The sequence below is a fragment of the Bradyrhizobium ottawaense genome (assembly GCF_900099825.1).
In the GTDB taxonomy this organism is placed as follows: Bacteria; Pseudomonadota; Alphaproteobacteria; order Rhizobiales; family Xanthobacteraceae; genus Bradyrhizobium; species Bradyrhizobium ottawaense_A.
In genome coordinates, this window is sequence record NZ_LT629693.1 from 3,614,495 (window position 1) to 3,640,508 (window position 26,014).

The window sequence follows — 26,014 nt, forward strand, 5'->3', positions numbered from 1 at the left end:
GTGGGGGTAAGATTATCGATTGCCGGTTCTTCAACTGCGTTGCCCGGAGATCGAGCCAAGAAGTGCCTCCACAGCGGGCAGAATATTTCTCACGATGATATCGACGCCCTCCGCGGTCGGATGCAGGCCGTCGGCCTGATTGAGCCTGGTGTCGGCCGCGACCCCTTCGAGGAAAAACGGATAGAGCGGGACGCCGAAGGATTTCGAAAGCTCCGGATAGATCGCGTTGAATTTGGCGGCATACTCGCTGCCATAATTCGGCGGCGCCACCATGCCGCACAACAGCACCGCGATCTTGCGCGCCTTCAGCCGGGTCAGGATATCGGTCAACGCGGCGCGGGTGACGGCGGGGTCGGTGCCGCGCAAGGCGTCGTTGGCGCCGAGTTCGAGCACGACCGCCTCGGTTCCCTCGGGGATCGACCAGTCGAGCCGGTCGCGGCCGCCCGAAGCGGTGTCGCCGGACACCCCGGCATTGATCATCTCGACCTTTATCCCCTTGTCGCTCAAGGCTTTTTGCAGGCGGGCGGGGAATGCCGCCGAACCCGACAGGCCGAGGCCGGCGCTTAAGGAATCGCCCAGCACGGCGATTTTGACTGATTTGGCGGGGGCTGCGGCCGGGGTTTGCGCCAAAACCGCGCCTTCCATGATCCCTGCCGTCATCAAAGCCATAATCAACACGCGTATGTGCGCGAAGAATCGTCGCCAGCCCTCGACCCGAGCGGCGGAAGTGCCATATGACCGAGCCATGGACAGTCTCATCGAACCCTCTTCACTGATCGGCCTCCAGCCGGACACCATTTCCATTTCCAACGTCAACCTCTCGCTCGGCACCGGAGCCGCGCGGGTACATATCCTGAAAGATATCAGCCTTCGTGTGGCATCGGGCGAGGCGATCGGCCTGATCGGTCCGTCAGGCTCGGGCAAATCGACCTTGCTGATGGTGATGGCGGGGTTGGAACGTCCTGACAGCGGAGAGGTGGTGGTCAGCGGCACGCCGTTCAATGCCCTCGACGAGGACGCGCTCGCGCGCTTCCGCGGCCGTCAGGTCGGCATCGTATTCCAGTCGTTCCATCTGATCCCGACCATGACCGCGCTGGAGAACGTCGCGGTGCCGCTGGAACTCGCCGGCAACCCGAACGCGTCGGAACGCGCGGCGCAGGAATTGACCGCGGTCGGGCTCGGCGATCGCCTGCATCATTACCCGACGCAACTATCCGGCGGCGAACAGCAGCGCGTGGCGCTCGCCCGCGCGCTGGCACCGGACCCCGCCATTCTGGTGGCGGACGAACCGACCGGCAATCTCGACGAGGCCACCGGCAAGCAGATCGTCGATCTGTTGTTCACCAAACATGCCGAGCGCGGCATGACCCTGGTGCTGGTGACGCACGACACCTCGCTGGCGCAGCGCTGCGATCGCGTGGTGCGGCTGCGCTCGGGCCGGATCGACACCCATTCATGACCGTGATGGCCGAACCCGTTTACCGCAGCCGCGGATCGTCGCTGGCGCTGCGTTATGCCCTGCGTGAATTGCGCAGCGGCCTGCGCGGCTTTTACGTCTTCATCGCCTGCATCGCGCTCGGCGTGATGGCGATCGCCGGCGTCGGCTCGGTCGCCGCCAGCCTCAGCGAAGGCCTGACGCGCGAAGGTCGCACGCTGCTCGGCGGCGACGCGGCGTTCTCGCTGATTCAGCGCGAAGCCAAGCCCGAGGAAGTCGCGTTCCTGCGCACGCGCGGCGAAGTCTCGGTCGCAGCCGCGCTGCGCGTGATGGCCCGCACCGGCGACGGCAGACTGGCGCTGGTCGAACTCAAGGCGGTCGATAGCAACTACCCGATGCTCGGCGAGTTGACGCTCGCTCCCAAAATGCCGGTCGCGGACCTGCTCGCCGAACGCGACGGTGCGTTCGGCGCGGGGGTCGACTCCACACTGCTGGCGCGGCTCGACCTCAAGCTCGGCGACCGCGTCACCATCGGCAACGCCCCCTACCAGATCCGCAGCGTGGTCGAGGCCGAGCCGGACAAGCTCGCCGGCAATGTCGGCCTCGGCCCGCGCTTTCTGGTCAGCGAGACCAGCCTGCGCGCGACCGGCCTGCTGCAGCCGGGCAGCCTGGTGCGCTGGATTTACCGCGTCAGGCTGCCGGACAATGCCGCCGACGATCGCGCCGCGACCCGGTTGGTCGACGATGCGCGCGCAACACACCCGCAAGCCGGCTGGGAAGTCCGCAGCCGCGGCAACGCCTCGCCGCAGCTAGAGCGCACCATCAGCCGCTTCACGCAATTCCTCACTTTGGTCGGCCTTGCCGCCTTGCTGGTCGGCGGCGTCGGCGTCGCCAACGCCGTCAAGAGCCACATCGACCGGCGCCGCGACGTCATCGCCTCGTTCAAGGCGCTCGGTGCCACCGGCCGCGACGTTTTCACGATCTATCTGACGCAGGTGATCGTGCTGGCCGGGATCGGCTCGATCATCGGCCTTGTGGCCGGCGCCGCGCTGCCGTTCGTCATCGTCGGCCTGTTCGGCAAGCTGCTGCCGCTGCCGGTGATCCCGGCGCTGCATCCGGACGAACTCGCATTGTCGTTTATCTACGGCCTGCTCACCGCACTTGCCTTCGGCCTGTGGCCGCTCGGCCGGGTCCATGACGTGCCGGTCGCAGCATTGTTTCGCGAAGAGGTCGCCCGCGAGTGGCATCGCCCGCGCTGGAGCTATCTCGCATTGATGGCCGTGGTGATCGCGCTGTTGATCGGCGTCGCCATTGGGCTCGCCTACGACAAGCGGGTCGCCGCCGTGTTCGTGGTCTCCTCGATCGTCGTGTTCGCGGTGCTGCGCGCCGTCGCCGCCGGCCTGATGGCGCTGGCGCGCCGGCTGCCGCGATCCCGTATCACGATGCTGCGGCTGGCGATCGCCAATATCTACCGGCCGGGCGCGCTGACGCCCTCGGTCGTGATGTCGCTCGGCCTCGGCCTGGCGGTGCTGGTCACGATCACCCAGATCGACGGCAATCTGCGGCGGCAATTTCTGGCCGCCTTGCCGGACCGCGCGCCCTCGTTCTTCTTCATCGACATTCCGACCACGGAGGCCGACCGCTTCAGCGAATTTCTCAAAAAGACCGCGCCGGAATCGACGGTCGAAGACGTGCCGATGCTGCGCGGGCGTATCGTCGCCGCCCGTGGCGTCAAGGCCGACGAACTCGGCGCATCCCAGGATTCCGAATGGGTGCTGCAGAGCGACCGCGGCCTGACCTACACCGGCGAAATCCCCAAGGGCTCGAAGATCGTCGAGGGCGAATGGTGGGGCAACGACTATAGCGGCCCGCCGCTGGTCTCGATGGAGAAGAAGATTGCCGACGGGCTCAAGCTCAAGATCGGCGACGAGATCGTGGTCAACGTCCTCGGCCGCGACATCCCGGCGAAAATCGCCAACCTGCGCAACATCGACTGGCAGGGCCTCGGCATCAATTTCGTCCTGGTGTTCTCACCGAACGCCTTCAAGGGCGCGCCGCTCACCCATGTCGCCACCCTGACCGAGGCCCACCCGGACGCCGCCGGCGACGCCCGGATCATCAAGCAGGTCGCCGACGCCTTCCCGATGGTGACGAGCGTGCGGGTGCGCGAAGCGCTGGAAACCATCGGCGCCGTCGTCACCAACCTGGTGCTCGCGATCCGCGGCGCCAGCGCGGTGACGCTGATCTCGGCCATCCTGGTGCTGGGCGGCGCACTGGCCGCCGGCCACCGCCACCGGGTCTACGACGCGGTGATCCTGAAGACGCTGGGCGCCACCCGGGTCCGGCTGCTCGGCGCCTATGCGCTGGAATATCTGATGATCGGCTTCGCTACCGCGGTATTCGGCGTGATCGCAGGCTCGGTCGCGGCCTGGCTGATCGTGACCCGGATAATGACGCTAAGCTTCATATGGCAGGCCGGCAGCGCGGCAGGCGTGGTTGCCGCCGCCCTGATCGTCACCGTCGGCCTCGGACTCGCCGGGACGTTGCTGGCCCTGAACCAGAAGCCGGCCAGCGTGTTGCGGAATTTGTGACAAATTGTAGCGGCCGGCAGGCAGGGTTAACGCTGCTTTTGCTCGGGAATCGCCGATCAGAGCGACATTCGGCCGCGCGTGGAAGCTTGCAGCGAATGTGCTAGTTTCCCACATATCGGATGGGAACAGACCCGGTTTGATGACACAAAATTAATGTCGGCAAATCGCGGTAATCTGAGATAGATTTCTAACCGGCGTCGCAAACCCCTTGCGCTCCGCCGGGCAACCAACGGGAATTCGACCATGTCGGACCTAGACCGTAACTACGCTTCTCCTTTCGGCCGGGCCGCCGGGCGCGCTGATGCCGCGACCGTCGATGCCGGTCTGCGCGCCTACATGCTGCGCATCTACAACTACATGAGCATCGGCCTGGCCATCACCGGCCTGGCGGCGCTCGGTGTCTACATGGCGGCGGTGACGACGGATCCGTCGGCGGGCGCCGCCAAGTTCGGCAACGCCTTCCTGACGCCGTTCGGCTACGCGATGTATGTCAGCCCGCTGAAGTGGCTGTTCATCTTTGCGCCGCTGGTCATGGTGTTCGCGATCTCCGCCGGCATCAACCGGCTGCGGCCGGCGACGGCCCAGATGCTGTTCTGGGTGTTCTCGGCGCTGATGGGCATTTCGCTGTCGTCGATCTTCCTGGTGTATACCCACACCTCGATCGTGCGGGTGTTCTTCATCACCGCGGCGACCTTCGGCGCGCTGAGCCTCTACGGCTACACCACCAAGCGTGACATGAGCGGCATGGGGTCGTTCCTGTTCATGGGCCTGATCGGCATCATCATCGCGAGCCTGGTCAACCTGTTCCTGGCGAGCTCGATGCTGCAGTTCATCGTCTCCGTGGTCGGCGTGCTGGTGTTCGCGGGCCTCACCGCCTGGGATACCCAGCGGCTGAAGAACGACTACATCTACGGCTATGCCTCGCAGGGCGGTGACATTGCGGAACGGGCGGCGATCACCGGTGCGCTGTCGCTCTACCTGAACTTCATCAACCTGTTCACGCTGCTCCTGCAGCTGCTCGGCCAGCGCGACTAGCGCTTCCGACCAAGGCTTACGAGTTGAAGCCCCGGCCTCACGGCCGGGGTTTTTCTTTTGTCCCTCTGCCGTCATGCCCGGCCTTGTGCCGGGCATCCACGTCCTTCCTGTTGGAAAAGACGTGGATGGCCGGGCCAAGCCCGGCCATAACGGAAAGACGTTGATCCAGACTGATCCGCTGATATCTTTTTGCCATGTCCTCAGCAGAAATCAGGCCCGCGACCGAGGCCGACCTCCCCTTTGTCACCGAGATCTACGAACATGCGGTCCGCTATGGCACCGCGACCTTCGAGCTGATCCCGCCCGACCTTGCCGAAATGACCCGGCGCTTCCGGGCCTTGATGGACGGCGGGTTTCCGTATCTGGCCGCCGCGGTCGAAGGTCGCGTCATCGGCTATGCCTATGCCGGACCGTACCGGCCGCGGCCGGCCTATCGCTTCACGGTGGAGAATTCGGTCTACCTGCAGCCTTCGATCCACCGCCGCGGCATCGGCCTGCAATTGATGCAGCGGCTGATCACCGAATGCGAGGGCCGCGGCTACCGGCAGATGATCGCCGTGATCGGCGATTCCGCCAATGCCGGTTCGATCGGCGTCCACACCAAGACCGGCTTCCAGATGATCGGGACCCATCCCAGTGTCGGCCTCAAATTCGGCCGCTGGCTCGACACCGTGATGATGCAGCGCGCGCTCGGCGAAGGTGCAGGCACGCTGCCGGCGGATTCGAAGGCTTAACGCTGGAGTTGATTTCGATTCGCCGTAAGCGTGAAGCACTAACGATCGCGCGTGCTTCGGACGCGGCGCAACGCCGCTTCTGCGCTGAACCGCAGGGCCCGGACACAAAATCGCGAAAACAACCCCATGCAAAGTAGACCAGGTCCATTCAAGTCGCTGAGTTGGTAGCGCATGATTCGAGACTGCAGGTTTCGAAGCTTGAAACACGTCCGTCGCGGTGCCGCCAATGCTATGAAGTCACTTCCGCTTTCGGCGGCATTGCGGACATGGCCGGACTTGCTGCTGGCTCGACCCAGTCGCGATTGACCCGTTGCAGAAGTGGGGGAGCGGGAGCGTTACCCCCTATGCCGAGCACCGCAGTAACATGAACGTTATCAACATTTCCGCTAAAAAGTCGGAGCCTTGATCTGGGTTAAGCATTGACGTTGGTTGCACAACGGAGAAAACCCATGAAACATGCTCGAAAGACTGCCCTTGCAGCTTCTGCCTTTACGTGTGCGGCATTGTTGTCCTTCGGTTGGTCTGAGCAGGGCGGCATCTCGCTGTCAATCGATAGCGCCCAGGCGCGGGTGGGTCGCCCGCTGACCCCCGTGAGCGTTGCGGGTGTTGCGCGCCGGCAGACGCGGCGGGCTGTTTACGGCGCCGGTGTAGTCGGCGCAGGCGCCGCAGCGGTCGGCACGGCTGCCGCTATCGGCACGGCTGGCGCGGTCGCGGCCACCTCACCTAACTGGGGATGGGGAGGCAACCCCTACCAAACAGGCACAGGTTACTACGCAGGTGGTCCTTACTACGGTGGGAGTGTTCGGGGCGCCAACGCGGCCTACTACGGCGGTTACCCGTCCGCAGCGTGGGGCGGTGTGAGTAGCAGCGACCGCGCCCAGTATATCAAAAATCTACACGACTCAGGGTATGACCCGAAGGGCAACTTCAACGCGAACGGGACCATCAAGACGCAATAGCGTCAGGTCTCGTCGTTCAATTAGTAGCACCCCTCACTACGCAGTGAGGGCCTACTATGCGGGCGGCCCCTGGTACGGCTGCAGCGGGTGGGATAACTGCCAGGCGCGCAACGCCATCGGGTGCAAGTCCGGTACCATGACCGAGCTTGACGACGGACAGATGTACGCCTGCCAGTGAGCATACGAAAGATGAAACGAGGCGGCTCCAAAGCCCCTCGAAGCGCGTCGTCAGACCGAGGTCGCCGTCAACACATAAGTCCGATTTTGGCACATCGCGTCATTTCGCTGCGGCGCGGAATTTGGTCGCTATCGGGGCACAGCGGACATTGGTCAAGCCCGCAACGAACGAACTCGATATGAGTACGCGCCCTGATAGGGGCCGTCGCGCTCAAGTCTCCTACACCACCGCCAGCTTGCGGTCGATCACCAGCAGCACGCGTTCGAGCTCGTGGCCGCGGCGCAGGATCAGCCCGGTCGCCGTGATCACGCTGTAGATGCCCTGCTTGCGCGCCAGCCGCGGATCTTTCTCGATGCGATAGATCGGGACTTCGGAGGCGCGGCGGAATACCGAGAACACCGCGCGGTCCTTCAGAAAGTCGATGGCGTAGTCGCGCCACTCGCCGTCGGCGACCATGCGGCCGTACAGGTTCAGGATGCGATTGAGTTCGAGGCGATTGAACGTGACGCGATTTTGCAAGGGAACAGCTTGCCCGGGGCTCGCAACGGCCGCGCGCGCCGCTGCGCGGTTCTCGCTTGGATCGCCGTCCTCCGACATCGAACTCATCGGGTGCCTCCTGTCATCTCCATGACATGATTGCGCTAACCGCGGAGCGTCGCAAGAGCCTTTGTAGCCATGGCGGGAGCTGGATATCGGCGGAAGCCGCGACCGATTGTCCGGCGCGGTTTCTCCCGATACCGCAGGAAGTATCGAGTCACGCGATCGTTAGTGGAATCTTATTGCTGCCCTACTTCTGCCCATCGGGCGCCCCGCTGGATTGCGAGAAGATAATCCTGCGTTGGCCCGGTCCTTTCGGTTCCGGATTCCTCAGCCCCCAGCCCCCCGGGGCCGTCGGGATCGGGCCTGTTCGCAGGGGAGTTAATCCCGAACCTTGGGCCAACGAAAGTTGGTCCTTTTTCGTTTCTGGGGTTGCTCTGACGTTCTGCCTGGCGCCGGCCACGTTTCGATGGCCGCCAGCCTCCGCCGGCAGCCGCGACATCCGTTCCCAAAATACCAGCGAGCTTACCGCAGCGGCGTATAGGCCGCGCCGAGCATCGGGCCCGGCTTCTCGCGATTGCCGTCCTGGACATAGACGACCGCGGCATCGACGCCGTCGCGCGAGATATTCTCGATCGGCACGGTCCAGCTTCCGGAACTACCGTTCCAGTCGCCCACCTTCAGGAGGTTGCGCACCACATTGTAGTAGGTGATTTCCCGGCCGCGATTTTCGCCGCGCCCGATCGAGATCGGCACCGCCTTCGAGACCGAACAGATCCAGACCTCGCCGTGGGCGATCATCGGCGCCTTGCTGGCGGCGACCGACACATTGATCTGCTTGCCGGACAGGGTCATCGTCACCGGCACCGACATCACGCCATCGGCTTTGATCGTATCCTTGATCGCGCCTTCGATGCTGTCGCGATCGCTGCCGATCACATGCGCCGAACCGTTGACGATCACCTGCGGCGTATAGACGTCGCGATCGCCGCGCATATGCGAATAGGCTTTCTGACGGGCGCTGAAGCGCGAGTCCGCCAGCGTGTCCTTCCAGCCGAGATAATCCCAATAGTCGATCGGCATGCTCAGCGCGATCACCGAGGGGTCCTTGGAGAGCTCGCCGAGGATCTTGTCGGCGGGCGGACAGGATGAACATCCCTGCGAGGTGAACAGCTCGACTACCGCGCGCGGATCGGCATGGGCGGGGCGGATAACGGCGACGATTGCGCAGACACTGAGCGCGCCGGACCACCGCGAAATACGATTATAAACCATCATCGCTGTCATAGTGCGAACCGGTCGTGGCGATTTCCATCCGTATTTGTACGGGGCATGATCTGATCCCTGTGAGCGTGCCCCAAAACGCCGAAAGCGGCCTTTTCATAGGCCGCCTTCTTGCTTGTCGCCACTCACTTCGCAGTGAGGCACCGATCACAAATCCGCGTCAGGCCGCGAGATTGCGCAGCACATACTGCAGAATGCCGCCGTTACGGTAGTACTCGAGCTCGTCGAGCGTATCGATGCGGCACAGCAGCGGAACGCGCCGCAGCGAGCCGTCGCCGGACACGATTTCCGCCGTCAGGGTCTGACGCGGCTTCAGCTCGCCCTGCAAGCCCCGGATCGTGACCTTCTCGTCGCCCTTCAGGCCCAGCGACGACCATGAGGTGCCGTCCTCGAAGGTCAGCGGCAGCACGCCCATGCCGACCAGGTTCGAGCGATGGATGCGCTCGAAGCTCTGGCAAATCACGGCGCGAACGCCGAGCAGCCGGGTTCCCTTGGCGGCCCAGTCGCGCGACGAGCCGTTGCCGTATTCGGCGCCGGCGAACACCACCAGCGGCACGTGCTCTTCCTGGTACTTCATCGCGGCGTCGTAGATCGACATCTGCTCGCCGTCGGGCCAGTGCTTGGTGAGGCCGCCTTCCGGAATGTTGCCGTCGGCGCCCTTCAGCATGAAGTTCTTGATGCGGATGTTGGCGAAGGTGCCGCGCATCATGATCTGGTGATTGCCGCGCCGCGTGCCGTACTGGTTGAAGTCCGCGGGACGCACCTGGTGCTCCGACAGATATTTCCCGGCCGGCGAAGTCAGCTTGATCGAACCGGCCGGCGAGATGTGGTCGGTGGTGATCTTGTCGCCGAACATCGCCAGGATCCGCGCATCGACGACGTCGACGATCGGCTCGGGCTCCTTCTTCATGCCTTCGAAGTAGGGCGGGTTCTGCACATAGGTCGAGCTCATGTTCCAGCGATAGGTCTCGCTCTCGACCGTCTTGATCTTGCGCCAGTTGACGTCGCCCTTGAACACGTCGGCGTAACGCTTCTTGAAGATCGTCGCGGTGACGAACTTCTTCATGTAGGCGTTGATTTCCTTGGTCGTCGGCCAGATGTCCTTCAGGTACACCGGCTTGCCGTCCTTGCCGTTGCCGATCGGCTCGACCGAGAGATCCTTGGTCACCGTTCCCGCCAGCGCGTAGGCCACCACCAGCGGCGGCGAGGCGAGGTAGTTGGCCTGCACGTCGGGGCTGACGCGGCCTTCGAAGTTGCGGTTACCCGACAGCACGGCGGCGCCAATGATGCCGTTGTCGTTGATCGACTTCGAAATCTCCTCCGGCAGCGGGCCTGAGTTGCCGATGCAGGTGGTGCAGCCGAAGCCGACCAGGTTGAAGCCGACCTTGTCGAGTTCGAGTTGCAGACCGGAATTGGAAAGATACTCCGCGACCACCTGGCTGCCCGGCGCCAGCGAGGTCTTGACCCAGGGCGCCGCCTTCAGACCCTTGGCGGCGGCGTTGCGGGCCAGCAGGCCGGCACCGATCAGCACGCTCGGGTTCGAGGTGTTGGTGCAGGAGGTGATCGCCGCGATCACGACGTCGCCATGGCCGAGATCGAAATTGCGGGCCTCGACCGCATAGCGCTTCGAGATGTCCGCGGCCTTCTTGTATTCGGTGGTCATCGCCGCGGAGAAACCGCTAGCAACCGCCGGCAGCGCGACGCGGCCTTCGGGACGCTTCGGTCCGGCCATCGACGGCACCACGTCGGCAAGATCGAGCGTCAGCTTTTCCGTGAACACGGGATCGGCGGATTTGGCGGTGCGGAACAGGCCCTGCGCCTTGGCATAGGCCACGACCAGCTTGACGCGCTCCGGCTTGCGGCCGGAGGTCTTGAGATAATCGATGGTTGCGGCGTCGACCGGGAAGAAGCCGCAGGTCGCGCCATATTCCGGCGCCATGTTGCCGATGGTGGCCTTGTCGGCGACCGAGAGATGATCGAGGCCGGGGCCGTAGAACTCGACGAACTTGCCGACCACGCCCTGCTTGCGCAGCATCTGCGTCACGGTCAGCACCAGGTCGGTCGCGGTCACGCCTTCCTTCAGCGAACCCTTGAGCTTGAAGCCGATCACTTCCGGCAGCAGCATCGATTGCGGCTGGCCGAGCATCGCGGCTTCCGCCTCGATGCCGCCGACGCCCCAGCCGAGCACGGCGAGGCCGTTGACCATCGTGGTGTGCGAGTCGGTACCGACCAGCGTGTCGGGATAGGCCACCTCGAAGGTGCCGGTCTTCTTGCCGACCGTCAGCTTCTCCTTGCGGGTCCACACCGTCTGCGCGAGATATTCCAGATTGACCTGATGGCAGATGCCGGTGCCGGGCGGCACCACCGAGAAATTCGAGAACGCCTTCTGGCCCCACTTCAGGAACTCGTAGCGCTCCTGGTTCTGCTTGTATTCCTCGACCACGTTCTTGCCGAACGCCTTGTTGTCACCGAAGAAGTTCACGATCACCGAGTGGTCGATGACGAGATCGACCGGCACCAGCGGATTGATCTTCTCGGCGTCGCCGCCGAGCGCCTGCATCGCGTTGCGCATCGCGGCGAGATCGACCACCGCCGGCACGCCGGTGAAATCCTGCATCAGCACACGCGCCGGACGGAACGCGATTTCATGCTGCAGCTTGCGCGTCTTCATCCATTTCGACACCGCGATGATGTCGGCCTTCTTGACCGTGCGATCGTCCTCAAACCGCAGCAGGTTCTCGAGCAGCACCTTCATCGAATAAGGAAGCTTGGAAATTCCCTTCAGACCGTTCTTCTCGGCGGTGGGCAAGCTGTAATAAACGTAGGTCTTGCCACCGACCTTGAGGGTCTTGCGGCATTTGAAGCTGTCGAGCGAGGTCATGTGAGGAAATCCCAATTCTCAGTTATACCCGGCAAGGGTATTCAAGCACCGCCGTTTGGTCAGCCTATTGGCTTGCGGCGGCCGATTGTGTGCTGCATCAAGTTCCGGACTTATAGAATCTTTCTAGAAGCGCCGCCACCACGACAATCGCGCGGCAGCAGGGCGCGACCCACAAATTTGGATGCGCTACCCATAGGTTTTTAGAGGGCTGTGAAGGGACAAGATGCGGCTCTCGGGACGCCTGATCAATTGCATGCGTGGCGGCCGCGAGGTGTTTTCGGGCCTCGATTTCGAGGCTTCGTCCGGCCAGGCGCTTGCCGTCACCGGCCCCAACGGATCGGGCAAGACCTCGCTGCTGCGCATGATCGCCGGGCTGCTGGCGCCGGCGGGCGGGTCGCTCGACCTGGAAGGCGGCGAAGCCGAACTGACCCTGCCGGAACAATCCCACTATCTCGGCCACCGCGACGCGATGAAGCCCGCACTCAGCGTCGCCGAAAACCTGTCGTTCTGGCGCGATTTTCTCGGCGGCGATGGCGCAGATACCGGCCAATGCCTCGCTTCGGTCGGGCTCGGCCACGCCACCCATCTGCCGGCGGCGTATTTGTCGGCCGGTCAGCGGCGGCGGCTGTCGATCGCCCGGCTCCTGGCGGTGCGGCGGCCGGTCTGGCTGCTGGACGAGCCGACCTCGGCGCTTGATGCGGCCGGGCAGGACCTGTTCGCCGGACTAGCGCGCGACCATCTCGCCCGCGGCGGCATCGTCATCGCCGCCACCCACGCCCCGCTCGGCATCGAGGCGCAGGAGCTGCGGATAGGAGGCGCGACATGACCGCCCTCGCCGCACTGATCCGGCGGGACATCAGGATAGCGCTGCGCGTCGGCGGCGGCGCGCTGATCGGTGTGCTGTTTTTCCTGACCGTCACGGTGCTGATGCCGTTCGCGATCGGACCGGATCTGGCGCTGTTGACCCGGCTCGGCCCCGCGATCCTCTGGCTCGGCGCGCTGCTGGCGAGCCTGCTGACGCTCGATCGCCTGTTCACATCGGACCATGACGACGGTTCCCTCGACCTGATCGTGATGGGCCGGACCCCGCTGGAACTGGCCTGTGCGGCGAAAGCGCTGGCGCACTGGCTCGCCGCCGGGTTGCCGCTGGTGATCGCAACCCCCGTGCTCGGGCTGCTGTTGAACCTCGATGCCGCCGCGACCGCGGCGGTGGCGCTGACGCTGTTGGTGGGGACCCCGGCGCTGACCTTTACCGGCATGATCGGCGCGGCGCTGGCCGTGACATTACATCGCGGCGGGTTGCTGCTGGCGGTGCTGGTACTGCCGCTGTCGATCCCGGTGCTGATCTTCGGCGTCGCGGCCTCGCAGGCCGCGATATCCGGGCCGCTGTCGTTCGGAACGCCGTTTTCGATCCTCTGCGCGCTGTCGCTGGTGAGTTTCGTGATCGGGCCGTTTGCCGCTGCGGCCAGCCTGCGGCATGGGTTGGACTAGTTTGACGCCGATCAACTCTCGCGGAGGCGAAATGAAACAAACCAAGCCGCATTGCCTGCCCCGCCGCTGACGACTATCAGGATGCCATGACGCTGCTCGACCTCGCCAACCCCACGAAATTCCTGTCGCTGACGGCGCGCGTGCTGCCGTGGCTGGCGGGCGCGACCGCGATCCTGCTGCTGATCGGTTTCTATCAATCGGCGATGGCGCCCGACGACTACCAGCAGGGCGCCACCGTCAAGATCATGTTCATCCACGTACCGAACGCGTGGCTGTCGATGTTCGTCTGGGGCGTGATGAGTCTCTCGGCGCTCGGCACGCTGGTGTGGCGGCATCCGCTCGCCGATGTCGCCGCCAAGGCCGCCGCACCGATCGGCGCCGCCTTCACCTTCCTCGCGCTGGTCACCGGCTCGCTGTGGGGCCGGCCGATGTGGGGCACCTATTGGGAATGGGACGCGCGGCTGACCTCGGTGCTGATCCTGTTTCTGATGTATCTCGGCCTGATCGCGCTGTGGCGCGCGGTCGACGATCCCTCGCGGGCGGCGCGGGCCGCCGCGATCCTGACACTGGTCGGCGCGCTCAACCTGCCGATCATAAAATTCTCGGTCGACTGGTGGAACACGCTGCATCAGCCGGCCTCGGTGATGCGGATGGGTGGACCAACACTCGATAAAGCTTTCCTGATTCCGTTGCTGGTGATGGCGATCGGATTTTCGCTGCTGTTCGTCACCCTGCATCTGGCGGCGATGCGCAACGAGATCCTGCGCCGCCGCGTCCGAACCTTGCAGATGATGCAAGCCAGCCAGCAGGCGGCGTGACGCGATGGCGCTCGGTCCCTACGCCTCCTTCATCGTGACGTCCTATGCGCTGGTGACGGCCGTGGTGCTGATCCTGATCGCCTGGATCGCGATCGACTATCGCCGGCAGAAGGCGCGGTTGCGCGAACTCGAGGCCAGCGGCGTCACGCGCCGGTCCGGCCGCAACGCAACGGAAATCTGATGAGTGAGCCGACGCAATCGGAGGTTCCCCCGCGCAACCGGCGCTGGGTGGTGGCGTTGCCGCTGATCGGCTTCGCCGCCCTCGCCGGACTGTTTCTGGTGCGGCTGCACGGCGGCGATCCCTCCAAGATCCCCTCGGCCTTGATCGGCCGCCCGGCACCGCAAACCGCGCTGCCGGCGCTGGAAGGCCTCGTCGTCAACGGCGCCGCGGTGCCGGGGCTCGATCCGTCAGCGTTCAAGGGCAAGGTCAGCGTCGTCAACGTCTGGGCGTCCTGGTGCGTGCCCTGCCACGACGAAGCGCCGCTGTTCGTTCAACTGGCCAACGACAAGCGGCTGCAGGTCGTCGGCATCAACTACAAGGATTCCCCCGACAACGCCCGCCGCTTCCTCGGCCGCTACGGCAATCCGTTCGGCATCGTCGGTGTCGATGCCAACGGCCGCGGCTCGATCGAGTGGGGCGTCTACGGCGTGCCCGAGACCTTCGTGGTCGGCCGCGAAGGCACCATCCTCTACAAGATGGTCGGGCCGGTGACGCCTGACAATATCGACAGTGTGCTGAAGGTTGAGATCGAGAAGGCGCTGAGAGCGGGGACGTAAACCCAAATATTTCCGGCCTTTTATCTGCCGTTCATTCTGGGGCCATGGCGCCGCCATGAATCCGAAGCTAGCTTAATGGCGTTACTTAAACCGTCCTTGGAGGGACACTTCTATGCGTCATTTTACCCTCGCTTCCGTTCTCGCTACCGCGCTCACTTTGGGCATGCTGACGGCGACCCCGTCGATGGCCCAGACGGCGCAGCCCGCCGCCAAATCCGACGGCAAGATGATGGCGCCGGCTCCGAAGGCGCCCGCCGCCGAGTCGAAGATGGCGCCCGCGCCGAAGGTTGAGTTGCTGGATATCAACACCGCAACCGCCGACCAGCTCGACGCGTTGCCCGGCATCGGCAAGGCCTATTCGGCCAAGATCATCGCGGGCCGCCCCTACAAGGGCAAGGACGACCTGGTGAACAAGGACATCGTCCCGCAGAAGACCTATGACGGGATCAAGGACAAGATCATCGCCAAGCAGAAGAGCTGATTGCGTCCAGCCTCGATCTGAAGAACGCATCGGCGCCCTGCGCCGGTGCGTTTTTCTTTGGCGATTCGCTCACCCCGTGCCCCGGACGCAGTGCATCGCGAAGCGGTGCGCTGCAGAGCCGGGGCCCATCGTGCGGGGCGAGAAGTGTGGGTCCCGGCTCTGCGTCGCATCGTGAAGAACGCTGCGCCGCGGCCGGGACACGCAACAACTACTTCCGCACATCCCCGCCGTCCGCCTCGCTCGCCTCGAGCGTGGCCGGCTCCAGATGGTAGCGCTTGGTCAGCGGCATCTGCGCGATCGCAAAAACCATCGTCAGCGGCGTCACGCCGAACACCTTGAAGTTCACCCAGAAGTCGGTCGACTGGGTGCGCCAGATGATTTCGTTCAAAATCGCCATGCCGAAGAAGAACAGCGCCCAGCGCAGCGTCAGGATGCGCCAGCCCTGCGGCGTCAGGTTGAACATCTGGTCGAACATGATGGCGATGAAGGAGCGGCCGAACAAAAGCCCGCCGCCGAGGATCGCGGCGAACAGGCCGTAGATGATGGTCGGCTTCACCTTGATGAAGGTTTCGTCGTGCAGCACCAGGGTCAGCGTGCCGAACACGATGACGATGACGCCGGTGACGACCGCCATGATCGGAATGTGCCGCGTCACCACATAGGACGCGATCATCGCCGCCACGATCGCCACCATGAACGCGCCGGTGGCGACGAACAGATTAGCTTTGGCGTTGGCGACAAAGAACACCAGCAGCGGACCGAGTTCGGTCGCGAGCTTGAACAGCGGGTGCGGCTGGGTCTTGTCCATTTCATTCCCTGTGTTGCCGTCATCACCCGCCTTGTGCGCAATTGCGCACTGGAGCGGGTGATCCAGTATTCCAAAGCGCCTCGATTCCAATCAGCGGCGCGGCGTACTGGATGCCCCGCCTGCGCGGGGCATGACAAGTTAAAACCTAAGACTCAATCCCTGCGATCGCGTTGGCGAAATCCCGCGCGGTGAACGGCGCCAGGTCGTCGACGCCCTCGCCGACGCCGATGAAGTGCACCGGCAGTTTGAACTTCTCCGCCAGCGCCACCAGAATGCCGCCGCGCGCGGTACCGTCGAGCTTGGTCATCACGAGACCGGTGACCCCTGCGGTACGATGAAATGCCTCGACCTGCGACAGCGCATTTTGTCCCACCGTGGCGTCGAGCACCAGCAGCACCGCATGCGGCGCCGAGGCGTCGACCTTCTTGATGACGCGAACGACCTTTTCCAGTTCGTTCATCAGCTCGGCCTTGTTCTGCAGCCGGCCGGCGGTATCGACCAGCAGCACGTCGATCTTCTGCTCTTTGGCGGCGGTCAGCGCATTGAAGGCAAGGCTTGCCGAATCCGAACCCTGCGCACCGGCGATCACCGGCGATCGGGTGCGCTCGCCCCAGACCTTCAACTGCTCGATCGCCGCGGCACGAAAGGTGTCGCCGGCCGCCAGCATCAGCGTGCGACCCTCGGCGGAAAGTTTCGCCGCGAGCTTGCCGATGGTGGTGGTCTTGCCGGAGCCGTTGACGCCGACCACCAGAATGACGAACGGCTTTTGCGACGAGTCGATCTCCAGCGGCTTTGCCACCGGCGACAGCACCTTCTCGACTTCGGTCGCGACCACCGTCTTGACGTCGTCGGCCGAGATCGCCTTGTCGTAGCGGCCGGCGCCGACGGCGGTCGCGATGCGGCCGGCGACTTCGGTGCCGAGATCGGCGCGCAGCAGCACATCCTCGATATCGTCGAGCATGGCGCGGTCGAGCTTGCGTTTGGTGACGAGGTCGGCAACGGCGGACCCAAGCGAACTCGAGGTTCGCTTCAGGCCGCCCGAGAGCCGCCGCCACCAGCTCAATTTGGGGGTTCCGGGAGTGGTATCGTTCATGTCGGCGCTGTGTTAGCGGTTTCGCGCCATGAGCGAAAGTCACAACAAGCCGTTCGACGTTTCCCCGGCATCACTTGATGTCCGCGGGAAATCGTTTGATATCCCAGGCCTTTCGGCGGAAGAAATCCAGGCCCGCGTGCTCCACCGCGACGGCCTGATGCTTGTCATCAACAAGCCCGCCGGCCTGCCGGTGCATCGCGGCCCCAAGGGCGGCGCCAATCTGGAGGCCTCGTTCGACGGCCTGCGATACGGCCTGCCGCGGCCGCCGGTGCTGGCCCACCGGCTCGATAAGGATACCTCCGGCTGTCTGGTGCTGGGCCGCCACCGCAAGGCCACCGCTTCGCTTGGCCTGCTGTTCAAGCACGGCAAGATTTCCAAGACCTATTGGGCGGTGGTCGAAGGTGGACCCAGCGAGGACGAAGGCACCATCGACATGCCGCTCGGCCGCCTCAACGAGGAACGGGGCTGGTGGCAGAAGCCGGACCCGGACGGTCAAAAAGCCGTCACCAACTGGAAAGTCTGCGGACGCGGCGATGGCCTCTGTTGGCTGGCGCTGGAGCCGGTCACCGGCCGCACCCATCAACTGCGCGTGCACACGTCAGCCACGGGCTGGCCGATCGTCGGCGACAACATCTATGGCAGCGGCCCGCGTTTCGGCGAGCCGATCCTGCATCTGCATTCGCGCGAGATCGGGATTCCGATTTCGCGAAACAAGGAGCCGGTGCGCGTCGTGGCGCCGGCGCCGGAACATATGCATGAGCGGCTGCGCAAGTGCGGCTGGAACGGGGAGTAGCTTCCTCCCCCTCTCCCACCCTCCTTTGTCATCATCCGCGAAAGCGGATGATCCAGTACTCCAGAGACGGGTGTGATTGAATCGAGAAGCCGCGGCGTACTGGGTCGCCCGGTCAAGCCGGGCGATGACAGCTCACACTGTCAACCGCGAACCATCATTTCCCGTGACAACCAGCGCCATCACCGCGCCCGGCATTTCACCCTCAATCGCCACGGGGAGGAAATGCTCGGTGCGGCCCTGGCTCCCGCTCTCGATCAAAACCTGACGCGTTGCGCCCGTCTCCGACGCCAGACGCCTTTGCAACGCCGCCTCACCCGCCGCGCGCAATCGCTTCGCGCGTTGCTTGATCGCCTCGCCCGCCACCTGCGGCATCCGCGCCGCCGGCGTGCCCGGGCGCCTGGAGTAGGGAAACACATGCAGGAAGGTGAGATCGCATTCATCGACCAGGTCCCGCGAACGGGAAAACATCTCTTCCGTCTCGGTCGGAAAGCCCGCGATGATGTCGGCACCAACAGCAATATCCGGCCGCAGCCGCCGCACATGCGCGCAAAATTCAATGGCGTCGCGGCGCGAATGCCGCCGTTTCATCCGCTTCAGAATCAGATCGTCGCCGGACTGCAGCGACAGATGCAGATGCGGCATCAGCCGCGCATCGTCCGCGATGACGTCGAGCAGGTCGCGGTCGGCCTCGATCGAATCGATCGACGAGATCCGAAGGCGCTTCAGTTCCGGGACATGCCGCAGGATCTGTTTTGTGAGCTGCCCGAGCTTCGGTTCGCCCGGTAGATCGGCACCGTAGCTCGTCATGTCGACGCCGGTCAGCACGATCTCGGCATGGCCGTGCGCGGTCAACGCGCGGACCTGATCGACCACGGCGCCCATCGGTACCGAGCGCGAATTGCCGCGGCCGTAAGGGATGATGCAGAAGGTGCAGCGGTGGTCGCAGCCGTTCTGCACCTGCACGAACACCCGCGGCAGGCCGGTCTTGAAGCCGTCGAGCAGATGCGGCGCCATTTCCTTCACCGACATGATGTCGGCGACCGCGATTTTTTCGCTGGCCTCGATGCCAAAGCCGCCATCGAACGCGGAGCGCGCGTCGCGCCAGGCCTGCCCGCGCATTTTATCGTCATTGCCGACGACGCGATCGACCTCGCTCATTGCGGCAAACATGTCCGGCTGAGTCTGCGCCGCGCAGCCGGTGACGACGATGCGCACGTCCGGCCGTTCGCGCTTCAGCCGCCGGATCGATTGCCGCGCCTGCGCCACCGCCTCGTTGGTGACGGCGCAACTGTTGATGACGACGGTATCGGCAAGCCCGGCGCGCTCGGCCTCTTGCGCGATCACCTCGGACTCGAAGGCGTTGAGGCGGCAGCCGAAGGTGAGGACGTCGACGCTCATCTCACGCCAGCCCCTTAAGCAACCGACGCGAACAGCGCCGGGTCGAACCGGCCCTCATATTCGAAATCGGCGGTGCCGGTCATCAGCACGTGGTCGTCGCGCTCGCGCCATTCGATCGAAAGCTTGCCGCCGGGCAGCGTCATTTCAACCGTGCGGTTGGCGCGCTTGAGCCGGGCCGCCGCGACCGCGGTCGCACAAGCCGCCGAGCCGCAGGCCCGGGTCAATCCGGCGCCGCGCTCCCAGGTGCGCATCGTGATGTGGTCGCGATCGACGATATGGGCCAGCGTGATGTTGGCGCGCTCGGGGAAAATCGGGTGATTTTCCAGGAGCGGCCCAAAGCGTTCGAGGTCGTAGGCGTTGACGTCGTCGACCCAGAAGATCGCATGCGGGTTGCCCATGCTCACCACCGAGGGCGAATGCAGGATCGGCGCGTCGATCGGCCCGACCTGCAATTCGATGTAGCGGGTGTCGCGAAATTCTTCCGCCAGCGGAATATCCTGCCAGCCGAACTTCGGCGCACCCATGTCGATCGTATAGAGATCGGGCGCCGGACCCTGCCAGCAGTTCAACAGCCCGGCGCGGGTCTCGAACGTCGCGGCGGACTGGCCGGTCTTCTCGAACAGGCGGCGCACCACGCAGCGCATGCCGTTGCCGCAGGCGCCGGATTCCGAGCCGTCATTGTTGTAGATCTTGATGAAGGCCTCGGTGCCCTGCAGCCGCGGCGGCTGCAGCACCATCAACTGGTCATAGGGCACACCGGCGGGCGATGCCACCGCGCGCGCCTCCTCGGCCGTGACGCCGGCCTTCGAATCGCGCAGATCCACGACGACGATTTCGTTGCCGATCCCGTTCATCTTGGCAAAGGCGTGATTGGCGAGCGCGCTCATGGATTTTCCTAATTTCCGCCTGCTTATATGGCGAATGTTGGCCAATTGCCTAGTGCGCAGAGGTGCATGACGCATCTGTCATGGGACGAAAGCACGCCCCGCGTGTTAGGAACCCGTTGCGCCTTTTGCGGGCATCGGCCGGGACACGCCGCGAGCGCTTGATGTGCCGCAGGCGCTTTGGTGGGATGGAGAATACCTGAATGAACCGTATCCGCAGTTTCCGCTCGGCCCTGGTCGCGCTGATATCAGTCGCGGCGATCGCGCTTGCCGGCGCCGCCCTGGCGCAGACCCCGGCCGCCACGCCAACCCCGAGCCCGCAGGCCACCCCGGCACCGCCCGCCTCCGCACCCTCCACGGCGACACCGGCGGCTACACCCACCCCGGCCGCATCGGCCACACCAGCACCGGCTGCGACGCCGGCCCCGGTCGCGAGCCCGTCGGCAGCACCCTCACCCCCGCCGGCAACCGCACAGACCCCGGCCGCCCCGCCGCCCGCCGCGACCGTCCAGACCGCCGACCCCTTCGGCGAGCCGTTCGTGCTGGAGCCCAAAAAGGTGGTGGTCATGAAGGGCACCGCCAATTGGGATGCGGCGTTCGACACCCTGATCGATTCGTTCAAGGCGCTGACTGCGCTGCTCGACAAGCAGGGCATCAAGGCGGCAGGCAATTCGATGATCGTCTACACCTCGACCGACGATACCGGCTTCACCTTCCTGGCCGAAATTCCGGTCGAACAGGATCCGAAGAACCTCGCCAAGGACATGAGCATGGGCAAATCGCCCGAGGGCAACGCGCTGAAATTCGTCCATCGCGGCTCCTACGACAACATGGACAACACCTATGAGGCGATCACCAATCACCTCGACGACAAGAAGCTGGAAGCCAAGGACACCTTCATCGAGGAATACATCACCGATCCCTTGAAGACGGCCGAAGACAAGCTGGTGATCAACGTCTATGTGCCGCTGAAGTGAGACCCATGAAGCATTCGCTCGCGCTCGTCGTCGCCGCCGCCACCTGGCTCGCCGCGCCCGCGTCGGCCGAGACGGCGCCGCCGCCGGCGATCTCCGTGACCGGCGATGCCACCGTCTCGGTGCCGCCGGACCAGGCGCAGATCGACGGCGGCGTGACCTCCGACGCCAAGACCGCGCGCGAGGCCTCCGACGCCAACAATGCGGCGATGGGCAAGGTGCTGCTGGCGCTGAAGGGTGCCGGCATCGACGAGAAGGACTATCAGACCTCGCGGTTGTCGCTGCAGCCGCAATACGCGCCGAACCGCTCCGGCCCGTCGCCCGTGGTCGGCTATCGCGCCAGCAACCGCGTCACCGTGCGGCTGCGCGACGTTACCAAGGTTGCCGGCATCATCGACGTCCTGGTCGGCGCCGGCGCCAACGAACTCGGCGGCATCAATTTCATGGTGTCGCAGGCCTCGAAACTGCTCGACGACGCCCGCGAAAAGGCTGTCGCGGACGCTCGCCGCAAGGCCGAAATCTACGCCAAGGCCGCCGGCGTGACGCTCGGCGAACCGCTCAGCATTTCCGAGGAAGGCTCGGCCCCACCTGTCTTGCGCGGCAAGATGATGGCTCCGATGGCGGCCGGTGCCGCGGTGGCGCAGGGCGAAGAGACGCTGTCGGTGAGCGTGAGCGTGTCCTGGGCGATCAAGCCGAAGGAATGAAGGCGATCGATAGCTACGCCTGCAGTCCTCATCCTGAGGAGCGCGCATAGCGCGCGTCTCGAAGGATGGGCTACGGGCCTCATGGTTCGAGACGGCGCTTCGCGCCTCCTCACCATGAGGGATTACTTTCCCCGAGCCTTCTAGATCTCCACCACCTGCCCCGGCTTCAATGCCGCAAACCGCTCGCGCGGAATCTTCGCTTGATCGAGCGCCTCGCCGAGCGCGATGACAGGCGCGTCGATCGCTTCGTCGGTCAACTGGAACGTGCCGTGATGATGGGCCAGCGCCTGCTGCGCGTCGCAATCGGCCAGCGCCTTCACGGCGTCGGACGGATTCATGTGCTGGTCCTTCATGAACCAGCGCGGCTCATAGGCGCCGATGGGCAGGATCGCCAGCCGCAGCGGACCGTGCTTCTCGGCGACGCGGCGGAAATGCTTGCCCTCGCCGTAGCCGGAATCGCAGACGATGTAGAGCTTGCCGGCCGGCGTCTCCAAAACAAAACTCGCCCACAGCGCCTTGTTGCGGTCGAACAATCCGCGCGCCGACCAGTGCCGCGTCGGCACCAGGGTCACCGCGAGGCCATGGCCGAGCTCGACGCGATCCTGCCAGTCGAACGCCTCGGCCTTGATCGCCGCATCCGCATCGCGCATCGTGACGTCGTTGCCGAGCGGCGTGATCACCCGCGGTGAAAACCTGGCGGCGAGTTTCGACAGCGTCGCGAGGTCGAGATGGTCGTAATGGCCGTGCGACACCAGCACGATATCGATCCTGGGCAACGCGTCGAACGCGATGCCGGGATCGTTGTGCCGCTTCGGTCCGGCAAACGAGAACGGCGAGGCGCGCATCGACCACACGGGATCGACCAGGATATTGAGGCCCGCGGTCTGGATCAGCCAGCTGGCATGGCCGACGAACGACAGCCGCACTTTGTTGCCCTCGACCCGCGCCGGCGGCGTGTCGGCATGGGGGCTCGGCACCCACTCCGGCCAGTCTTCGCGCTTTCGGCCGGAGCCGAATTGCCAGCGCAGCACCTCGTCCAGCGATTTCGGCGGCGCGCCGTCGGGATCGAAGAAATGCAGGCCATCGAAATGGTCGGAGACGGGGCCGTCATAGGTTTTCATGAGGGACATCCAGATTGACGGCACACCCACGGCCGCGGCGGCGCCGGCTAGCACTGAAGCGATGGCGGGTGATGGGCACGGGAGGGGATCACGAAGGAAGGGAGGGAGGAGGCATGTCCCGATATATGGCGTGCGCCGGCCCAACGGGAACCCTGCGGCCATTTGGACCCCTGCGCTCTGCGCCGAAATTTTCCGAATTCCTGAAACCTCAGCTATTACAATGGCTTGATGGAGGTATAATAGTAATCCTTAGCAACTTTGCTTGACTTTGCCTCTTTCCGGGGGTTTAACGCGCCAACTTCTCGGAAAGACGTTCTTTTCGACCCGCCGCCCGGTCCCTGAGACCGGAGGCCAACGCCCGACAGCGCGATGCGCCCTCGGGCGCAGAAGTGTTTGGAACACGACCTGGCGTTCAGGTTGTCATACCCCGCGAAGGCGGGTGATCCAGTATCCCGGAGTTGCTCGTTTGAACCGAGAGGCTGCGGCGTACTGGATACCCCGCCTTCGCGGGGTATGACGGTGGTGAATTAAGCGCCTGCAAGATGCAGGACAGAGGATAACGGCATTGTTCGACAATCTGTCGGAAAAGCTTGGTGGGATTCTCGATCGGCTGACGGGCCGCGGTTCGCTGTCGGAAGCCGACGTCGATGCCGCGATGCGCGAGGTGCGCCGCGCGCTGCTGGAAGCCGACGTCTCGCTCGACGTGGTCCGCAGCTTCACCGATCGCGTCCGCGAACAGGCGGTCGGCGCTACCGTCGTCAAGTCGGTCACACCGGGCCAGATGGTCGTCAAGATCGTCCATGACGAGCTGGTCAACATGCTCGGCTCCGACGGCCAGACCATCGACCTCAACGCGGTGCCGCCGATCGCGATCATGATGGTCGGTCTGCAGGGCTCCGGCAAAACCACCACCACCGCCAAGCTCGCGCGCCGCATGACCCAGCGCGACAAGCGCAAGGTGCTGATGGCCTCGCTCGACATCTACCGCCCGGCGGCGATGGAGCAGTTGGCGGTGCTCGGCCGCGACCTCGATATTCCGACGCTGCCGATCGTGGCCGGCCAGAAGCCCGCACAGATCGCGCGCCGCGCGCTGGAAGCCGGCAAGCTCGGCGGCTACGACGTGGTGCTGCTCGACACCGCCGGCCGCACCACGCTCGACGAAGAAATGATGAGCGAAGCGGCGGAGATCAAAACCGTCGCCAATCCGCATGAAGTGCTGCTGGTCGCGGATTCCTTGACCGGCCAGGACGCCGTCAACCTCGCCCGCGCCTTCGATGCGCGCGTCGGCCTCACCGGCATCGTGCTGACCCGCGTCGACGGCGATGGTCGCGGCGGTGCCGCGTTGTCGATGCGCGCGGTCACCGGCAAGCCGATCAAGCTGATCGGCACCGGCGAAAAGACCGACGCGCTGGAAGATTTTCATCCGAGCCGCATCGCCGGGCGCATTCTCGGCATGGGCGACGTGGTGTCGCTGGTCGAAAAGGCCGCCGCCAATATCGACGCCGAAAAGGCCGCGCGCACCGCCGAGCGGATGCGCAAGGGTCAGTTCGACCTGTCAGACATGCGCGAGCAGTTGCTGCAGATGGCGAACATGGGCGGCATCAGCGGTCTGATGGGCATGATGCCCGGCATTGCCAAGATGAAGAACCAGATTTCGGCCGCCGGCATCGACGACAAGATCATCAAGCGCCAGGTCGCGGTGATCGATTCGATGACGCGGCAGGAGCGCAAGAACCCCGACATCCTCAAGGCCAGCCGTAAAAAAAGGATCGCCGCAGGCGCCGGCTCCAAGGTCGAGGAAGTCAATAAGCTGCTCAAGATGCACCGGAACATGGCCGACATGATGAAGGCCATGGGTTCGGGCAAGCGCGGCCCGATGGCCGGCATCGCGCAGGCGATGGGTTTTGGCGGCGGCATGCCGTCGCCGGAACAGATGAAGGCGCTGGCGGAGAAGATGCCGGGCGGCGCCGCACCGGGCGGCATGCCCGCACTGCCAAAGGATCTTCCGGCCGGCCTTCGTTCAGGCCTGCCGAATCTACCGGGTTTAACCGGGCTCAGCGGCAAGCCGAATTTGCCGGGCCTCGGCTTTCCCGGGAAGAAAAAGTAATCGCGATCAATTCACCAACACATCCATCCAACCACACGCAGGAGAACTAAATGTCAGTCGTTATCCGCCTCGCTCGCGCAGGCACCAAGAAGCGTCCGGTCTATCACGTCGTCGTCGCCGACTCGCGCTTTCCGCGCGACGGCCGCTTCATCGAGCGTCTCGGCCATTTCAATCCGCTGCTGCCGAAGGACAACGAGGCGCGCCTCAAGCTCGACATGGACAAGGTCAAGACCTGGCTCGCCAAGGGCGCGCAGCCGTCGGATCGCGTGACCCGCTTCCTCGACGCCGCCGGCGTCGTCAAGCGCGCCGCGCGCAACAACCCGGAAAAGGCCGTGCCGCGCAAGGAGCGCAAGGCCAACGCCGAAGCCGCAGCGAAGAAGTAAGGCGTAGCGGCGCACGACGGTGGCAGCACCGATTTGCGTCGCCCGGATCGGCGCCGCGCATGGCGTGCGCGGCGCGGTAAAACTGTGGCCGTTTACCGAAGACCCGCTGGCCGTGATGGATTACGGCCCGCTGACGACGAAAGACGGCGCGCGCCAATTCGAGGTGACGCACGCGCGTCCGGCCAAGGACCATCTGGTGGCGACGCTGAAAGGTGTCGCGACCCGCGCGGACGCCGAACGCCTCAACGGCATCGAACTCTATGTCGCGCGCGAAAAATTGCCCGCGACCGACGAAGACGAATACTACCACGCCGACCTGATCGGGCTTGCCGCGGTCAATGCGGCCAATGAGCCGATCGGCCGCGTGCTGGCGATCCATAATTTCGGCGCCGGCGACATCATCGAGATCGCGCCGCCCTCGGGCCCGACGCTGTTGCTGCCGTTCACCAACGCGGTGGTGCCCACGGTCGATCTTGCCGGCGGACGCGTGGTGATCGAACTGCCGCAGGAAATTGAAGGCGACGACGTCCCGACGATCACGTGATGGG

At 64.6% G+C, this 26,014-nt stretch carries 25 protein-coding genes and 1 pseudogene; 17 read left to right on the forward strand and 9 right to left on the reverse strand.

Annotated features, from left to right (window positions below; all coding sequences use genetic code 11):
* Positions 1-30: 30 nt before the first annotated feature.
* Complete coding sequence (locus BLR13_RS16835; protein WP_091976553.1) at positions 31-747, reverse strand: arylesterase; 717 nt, start codon at positions 745-747, stop codon at positions 31-33.
* Here BLR13_RS16835 and BLR13_RS16840 point away from each other — a divergent pair.
* From BLR13_RS16840 to BLR13_RS41740, 5 genes and pseudogenes are all read left to right on the forward strand, one after another.
* The gene (locus tag BLR13_RS16840; RefSeq protein WP_074821641.1) at positions 746-1,459 is read left to right on the forward strand and encodes an ABC transporter ATP-binding protein; all 714 of its coding nucleotides are present in this window, start codon (positions 746-748) and stop codon (positions 1,457-1,459) included. The genes BLR13_RS16835 and BLR13_RS16840 overlap by 2 nt on opposite strands.
* Entirely contained in the window at positions 1,456-4,026 is a 2,571-nt protein-coding gene (locus BLR13_RS16845; RefSeq protein ID WP_074821638.1) for an ABC transporter permease, read from the forward strand. Before BLR13_RS16840 ends, BLR13_RS16845 begins: the two co-directional genes overlap by 4 nt.
* 243 nt (positions 4,027-4,269) lie before the next feature.
* Positions 4,270-5,061, forward strand: coding sequence for a Bax inhibitor-1/YccA family protein (locus BLR13_RS16850; protein WP_074821626.1), 792 nt, complete (start codon positions 4,270-4,272; stop codon positions 5,059-5,061).
* 194 nt (positions 5,062-5,255) lie between these two features.
* On the forward strand, positions 5,256-5,795 hold the full coding sequence (locus BLR13_RS16855) for a GNAT family N-acetyltransferase (protein ID WP_074821623.1): 540 nt from the start codon (positions 5,256-5,258) through the stop codon (positions 5,793-5,795).
* A 449-nt stretch (positions 5,796-6,244) separates the two neighbouring features.
* Positions 6,245-6,428 (forward strand): annotated as a pseudogene (locus tag BLR13_RS41740) (hypothetical protein); the annotation flags it as partial.
* 723 nt (positions 6,429-7,151) lie between these two features.
* On the opposite strand, the gene BLR13_RS16865 reads toward BLR13_RS41740, so the two are convergent.
* The 3 genes from BLR13_RS16865 to acnA all read right to left on the reverse strand — a co-directional run bounded on the left by BLR13_RS16865 (position 7,152) and on the right by acnA (position 11,634).
* The gene (locus tag BLR13_RS16865; protein WP_074821617.1) at positions 7,152-7,538 is read right to left on the reverse strand and encodes a DUF2794 domain-containing protein; all 387 of its coding nucleotides are present in this window, start codon (positions 7,536-7,538) and stop codon (positions 7,152-7,154) included.
* Between the two features lie 456 nt (positions 7,539-7,994).
* A complete protein-coding gene (locus BLR13_RS16870) occupies positions 7,995-8,756 on the reverse strand; it encodes a DUF1223 domain-containing protein (RefSeq protein WP_074821615.1) in 762 nt (253 codons plus the stop codon).
* 157 nt (positions 8,757-8,913) lie between these two features.
* Positions 8,914-11,634, reverse strand: coding sequence for an aconitate hydratase AcnA (gene acnA / locus BLR13_RS16875; RefSeq protein WP_074821614.1), 2,721 nt, complete (start codon positions 11,632-11,634; stop codon positions 8,914-8,916).
* Positions 11,635-11,857: 223 nt separating this feature from the next.
* On the opposite strand from acnA, the gene ccmA reads away from it, so the two are divergent.
* The 6 genes from ccmA (at position 11,858) to BLR13_RS16905 (ending at position 15,201) form a co-directional block, all read left to right on the forward strand.
* Positions 11,858-12,460, forward strand: a complete 603-nt coding sequence (gene ccmA, locus BLR13_RS16880) for a heme ABC exporter ATP-binding protein CcmA (RefSeq protein ID WP_074821612.1) — start codon at positions 11,858-11,860, stop codon at positions 12,458-12,460.
* Positions 12,457-13,125 (forward strand): heme exporter protein CcmB, encoded by a 669-nt coding sequence (gene ccmB, locus BLR13_RS16885; protein ID WP_074821609.1) that lies wholly within the window; start codon positions 12,457-12,459, stop codon positions 13,123-13,125. Before ccmA ends, ccmB begins: the two co-directional genes overlap by 4 nt.
* An 86-nt stretch (positions 13,126-13,211) precedes the next feature.
* Entirely contained in the window at positions 13,212-13,943 is a 732-nt protein-coding gene (locus tag BLR13_RS16890; RefSeq protein WP_074821607.1) for a heme ABC transporter permease, read from the forward strand.
* A gap of 4 nt (positions 13,944-13,947) precedes the next feature.
* Positions 13,948-14,124 carry a heme exporter protein CcmD gene (gene ccmD / locus BLR13_RS16895; protein WP_074821605.1) on the forward strand — a complete coding sequence of 59 codons (177 nt, stop codon included), beginning with the start codon at positions 13,948-13,950 and terminating at the stop codon, positions 14,122-14,124.
* On the forward strand, positions 14,124-14,720 hold the full coding sequence (locus tag BLR13_RS16900) for a DsbE family thiol:disulfide interchange protein (protein WP_074821602.1): 597 nt from the start codon (positions 14,124-14,126) through the stop codon (positions 14,718-14,720). The genes ccmD and BLR13_RS16900 overlap by 1 nt, the downstream gene beginning before the upstream one ends.
* 112 nt (positions 14,721-14,832) lie before the next feature.
* Positions 14,833-15,201 (forward strand): ComEA family DNA-binding protein, encoded by a 369-nt coding sequence (locus BLR13_RS16905; RefSeq protein ID WP_074821599.1) that lies wholly within the window; start codon positions 14,833-14,835, stop codon positions 15,199-15,201.
* Between the two features lie 208 nt (positions 15,202-15,409).
* Here BLR13_RS16905 and BLR13_RS16910 read toward each other — a convergent pair whose 3' ends face one another.
* Complete coding sequence (locus BLR13_RS16910; protein WP_074821596.1) at positions 15,410-16,009, reverse strand: septation protein A; 600 nt, start codon at positions 16,007-16,009, stop codon at positions 15,410-15,412.
* Between the two features lie 145 nt (positions 16,010-16,154).
* Positions 16,155-17,102 carry a signal recognition particle-docking protein FtsY gene (gene ftsY, locus BLR13_RS16915; RefSeq protein WP_074821593.1) on the reverse strand — a complete coding sequence of 316 codons (948 nt, stop codon included), beginning with the start codon at positions 17,100-17,102 and terminating at the stop codon, positions 16,155-16,157.
* A gap of 157 nt (positions 17,103-17,259) precedes the next feature.
* Here ftsY and BLR13_RS16920 point away from each other — a divergent pair, with 157 nt between their 5' ends.
* Positions 17,260-17,895: an RluA family pseudouridine synthase gene (locus BLR13_RS16920; protein ID WP_244525256.1), complete on the forward strand. Its 636-nt coding sequence runs from the start codon at positions 17,260-17,262 to the stop codon at positions 17,893-17,895.
* A 132-nt stretch (positions 17,896-18,027) separates the two neighbouring features.
* Here BLR13_RS16920 and mtaB read toward each other — a convergent pair whose 3' ends face one another.
* Together mtaB and dapF are read right to left on the reverse strand one after the other, a co-directional pair.
* The gene (gene mtaB / locus BLR13_RS16925) at positions 18,028-19,293 is read right to left on the reverse strand and encodes a tRNA (N(6)-L-threonylcarbamoyladenosine(37)-C(2))-methylthiotransferase MtaB (protein ID WP_074821589.1); all 1,266 of its coding nucleotides are present in this window, start codon (positions 19,291-19,293) and stop codon (positions 18,028-18,030) included.
* Between the two features lie 14 nt (positions 19,294-19,307).
* The gene (dapF, locus tag BLR13_RS16930) at positions 19,308-20,180 is read right to left on the reverse strand and encodes a diaminopimelate epimerase (protein WP_074821587.1); all 873 of its coding nucleotides are present in this window, start codon (positions 20,178-20,180) and stop codon (positions 19,308-19,310) included.
* A gap of 200 nt (positions 20,181-20,380) precedes the next feature.
* Between dapF and BLR13_RS16935 the strand changes: the two genes are divergently transcribed.
* Positions 20,381-21,154 (forward strand): GyrI-like domain-containing protein, encoded by a 774-nt coding sequence (locus BLR13_RS16935; RefSeq protein ID WP_074821584.1) that lies wholly within the window; start codon positions 20,381-20,383, stop codon positions 21,152-21,154.
* Between the two features lie 5 nt (positions 21,155-21,159).
* Positions 21,160-21,855: an SIMPL domain-containing protein gene (locus BLR13_RS16940; RefSeq protein ID WP_074821581.1), complete on the forward strand. Its 696-nt coding sequence runs from the start codon at positions 21,160-21,162 to the stop codon at positions 21,853-21,855.
* A 140-nt stretch (positions 21,856-21,995) separates the two neighbouring features.
* Here the strand turns inward: BLR13_RS16940 and BLR13_RS16945 are convergent, their stop codons facing one another.
* The gene (locus BLR13_RS16945) at positions 21,996-22,976 is read right to left on the reverse strand and encodes an MBL fold metallo-hydrolase (RefSeq protein ID WP_079586261.1); all 981 of its coding nucleotides are present in this window, start codon (positions 22,974-22,976) and stop codon (positions 21,996-21,998) included.
* Positions 22,977-23,541: 565 nt separating this feature from the next.
* On the opposite strand from BLR13_RS16945, the gene ffh reads away from it, so the two are divergent.
* Genes ffh through rimM form a run of 3 tightly spaced genes read left to right on the forward strand, consistent with a single transcriptional unit; the run spans position 23,542 to position 26,010 of the window.
* Complete coding sequence (ffh, locus tag BLR13_RS16950) at positions 23,542-25,083, forward strand: signal recognition particle protein (protein WP_074821578.1); 1,542 nt, start codon at positions 23,542-23,544, stop codon at positions 25,081-25,083.
* Positions 25,084-25,133: 50 nt separating this feature from the next.
* A complete protein-coding gene (rpsP, locus tag BLR13_RS16955; protein WP_074821575.1) occupies positions 25,134-25,466 on the forward strand; it encodes a 30S ribosomal protein S16 in 333 nt (110 codons plus the stop codon).
* 19 nt (positions 25,467-25,485) lie between these two features.
* Positions 25,486-26,010 carry a ribosome maturation factor RimM gene (gene rimM, locus BLR13_RS16960; protein ID WP_074821568.1) on the forward strand — a complete coding sequence of 175 codons (525 nt, stop codon included), beginning with the start codon at positions 25,486-25,488 and terminating at the stop codon, positions 26,008-26,010.
* Positions 26,011-26,014: the final 4 nt, after the last annotated feature.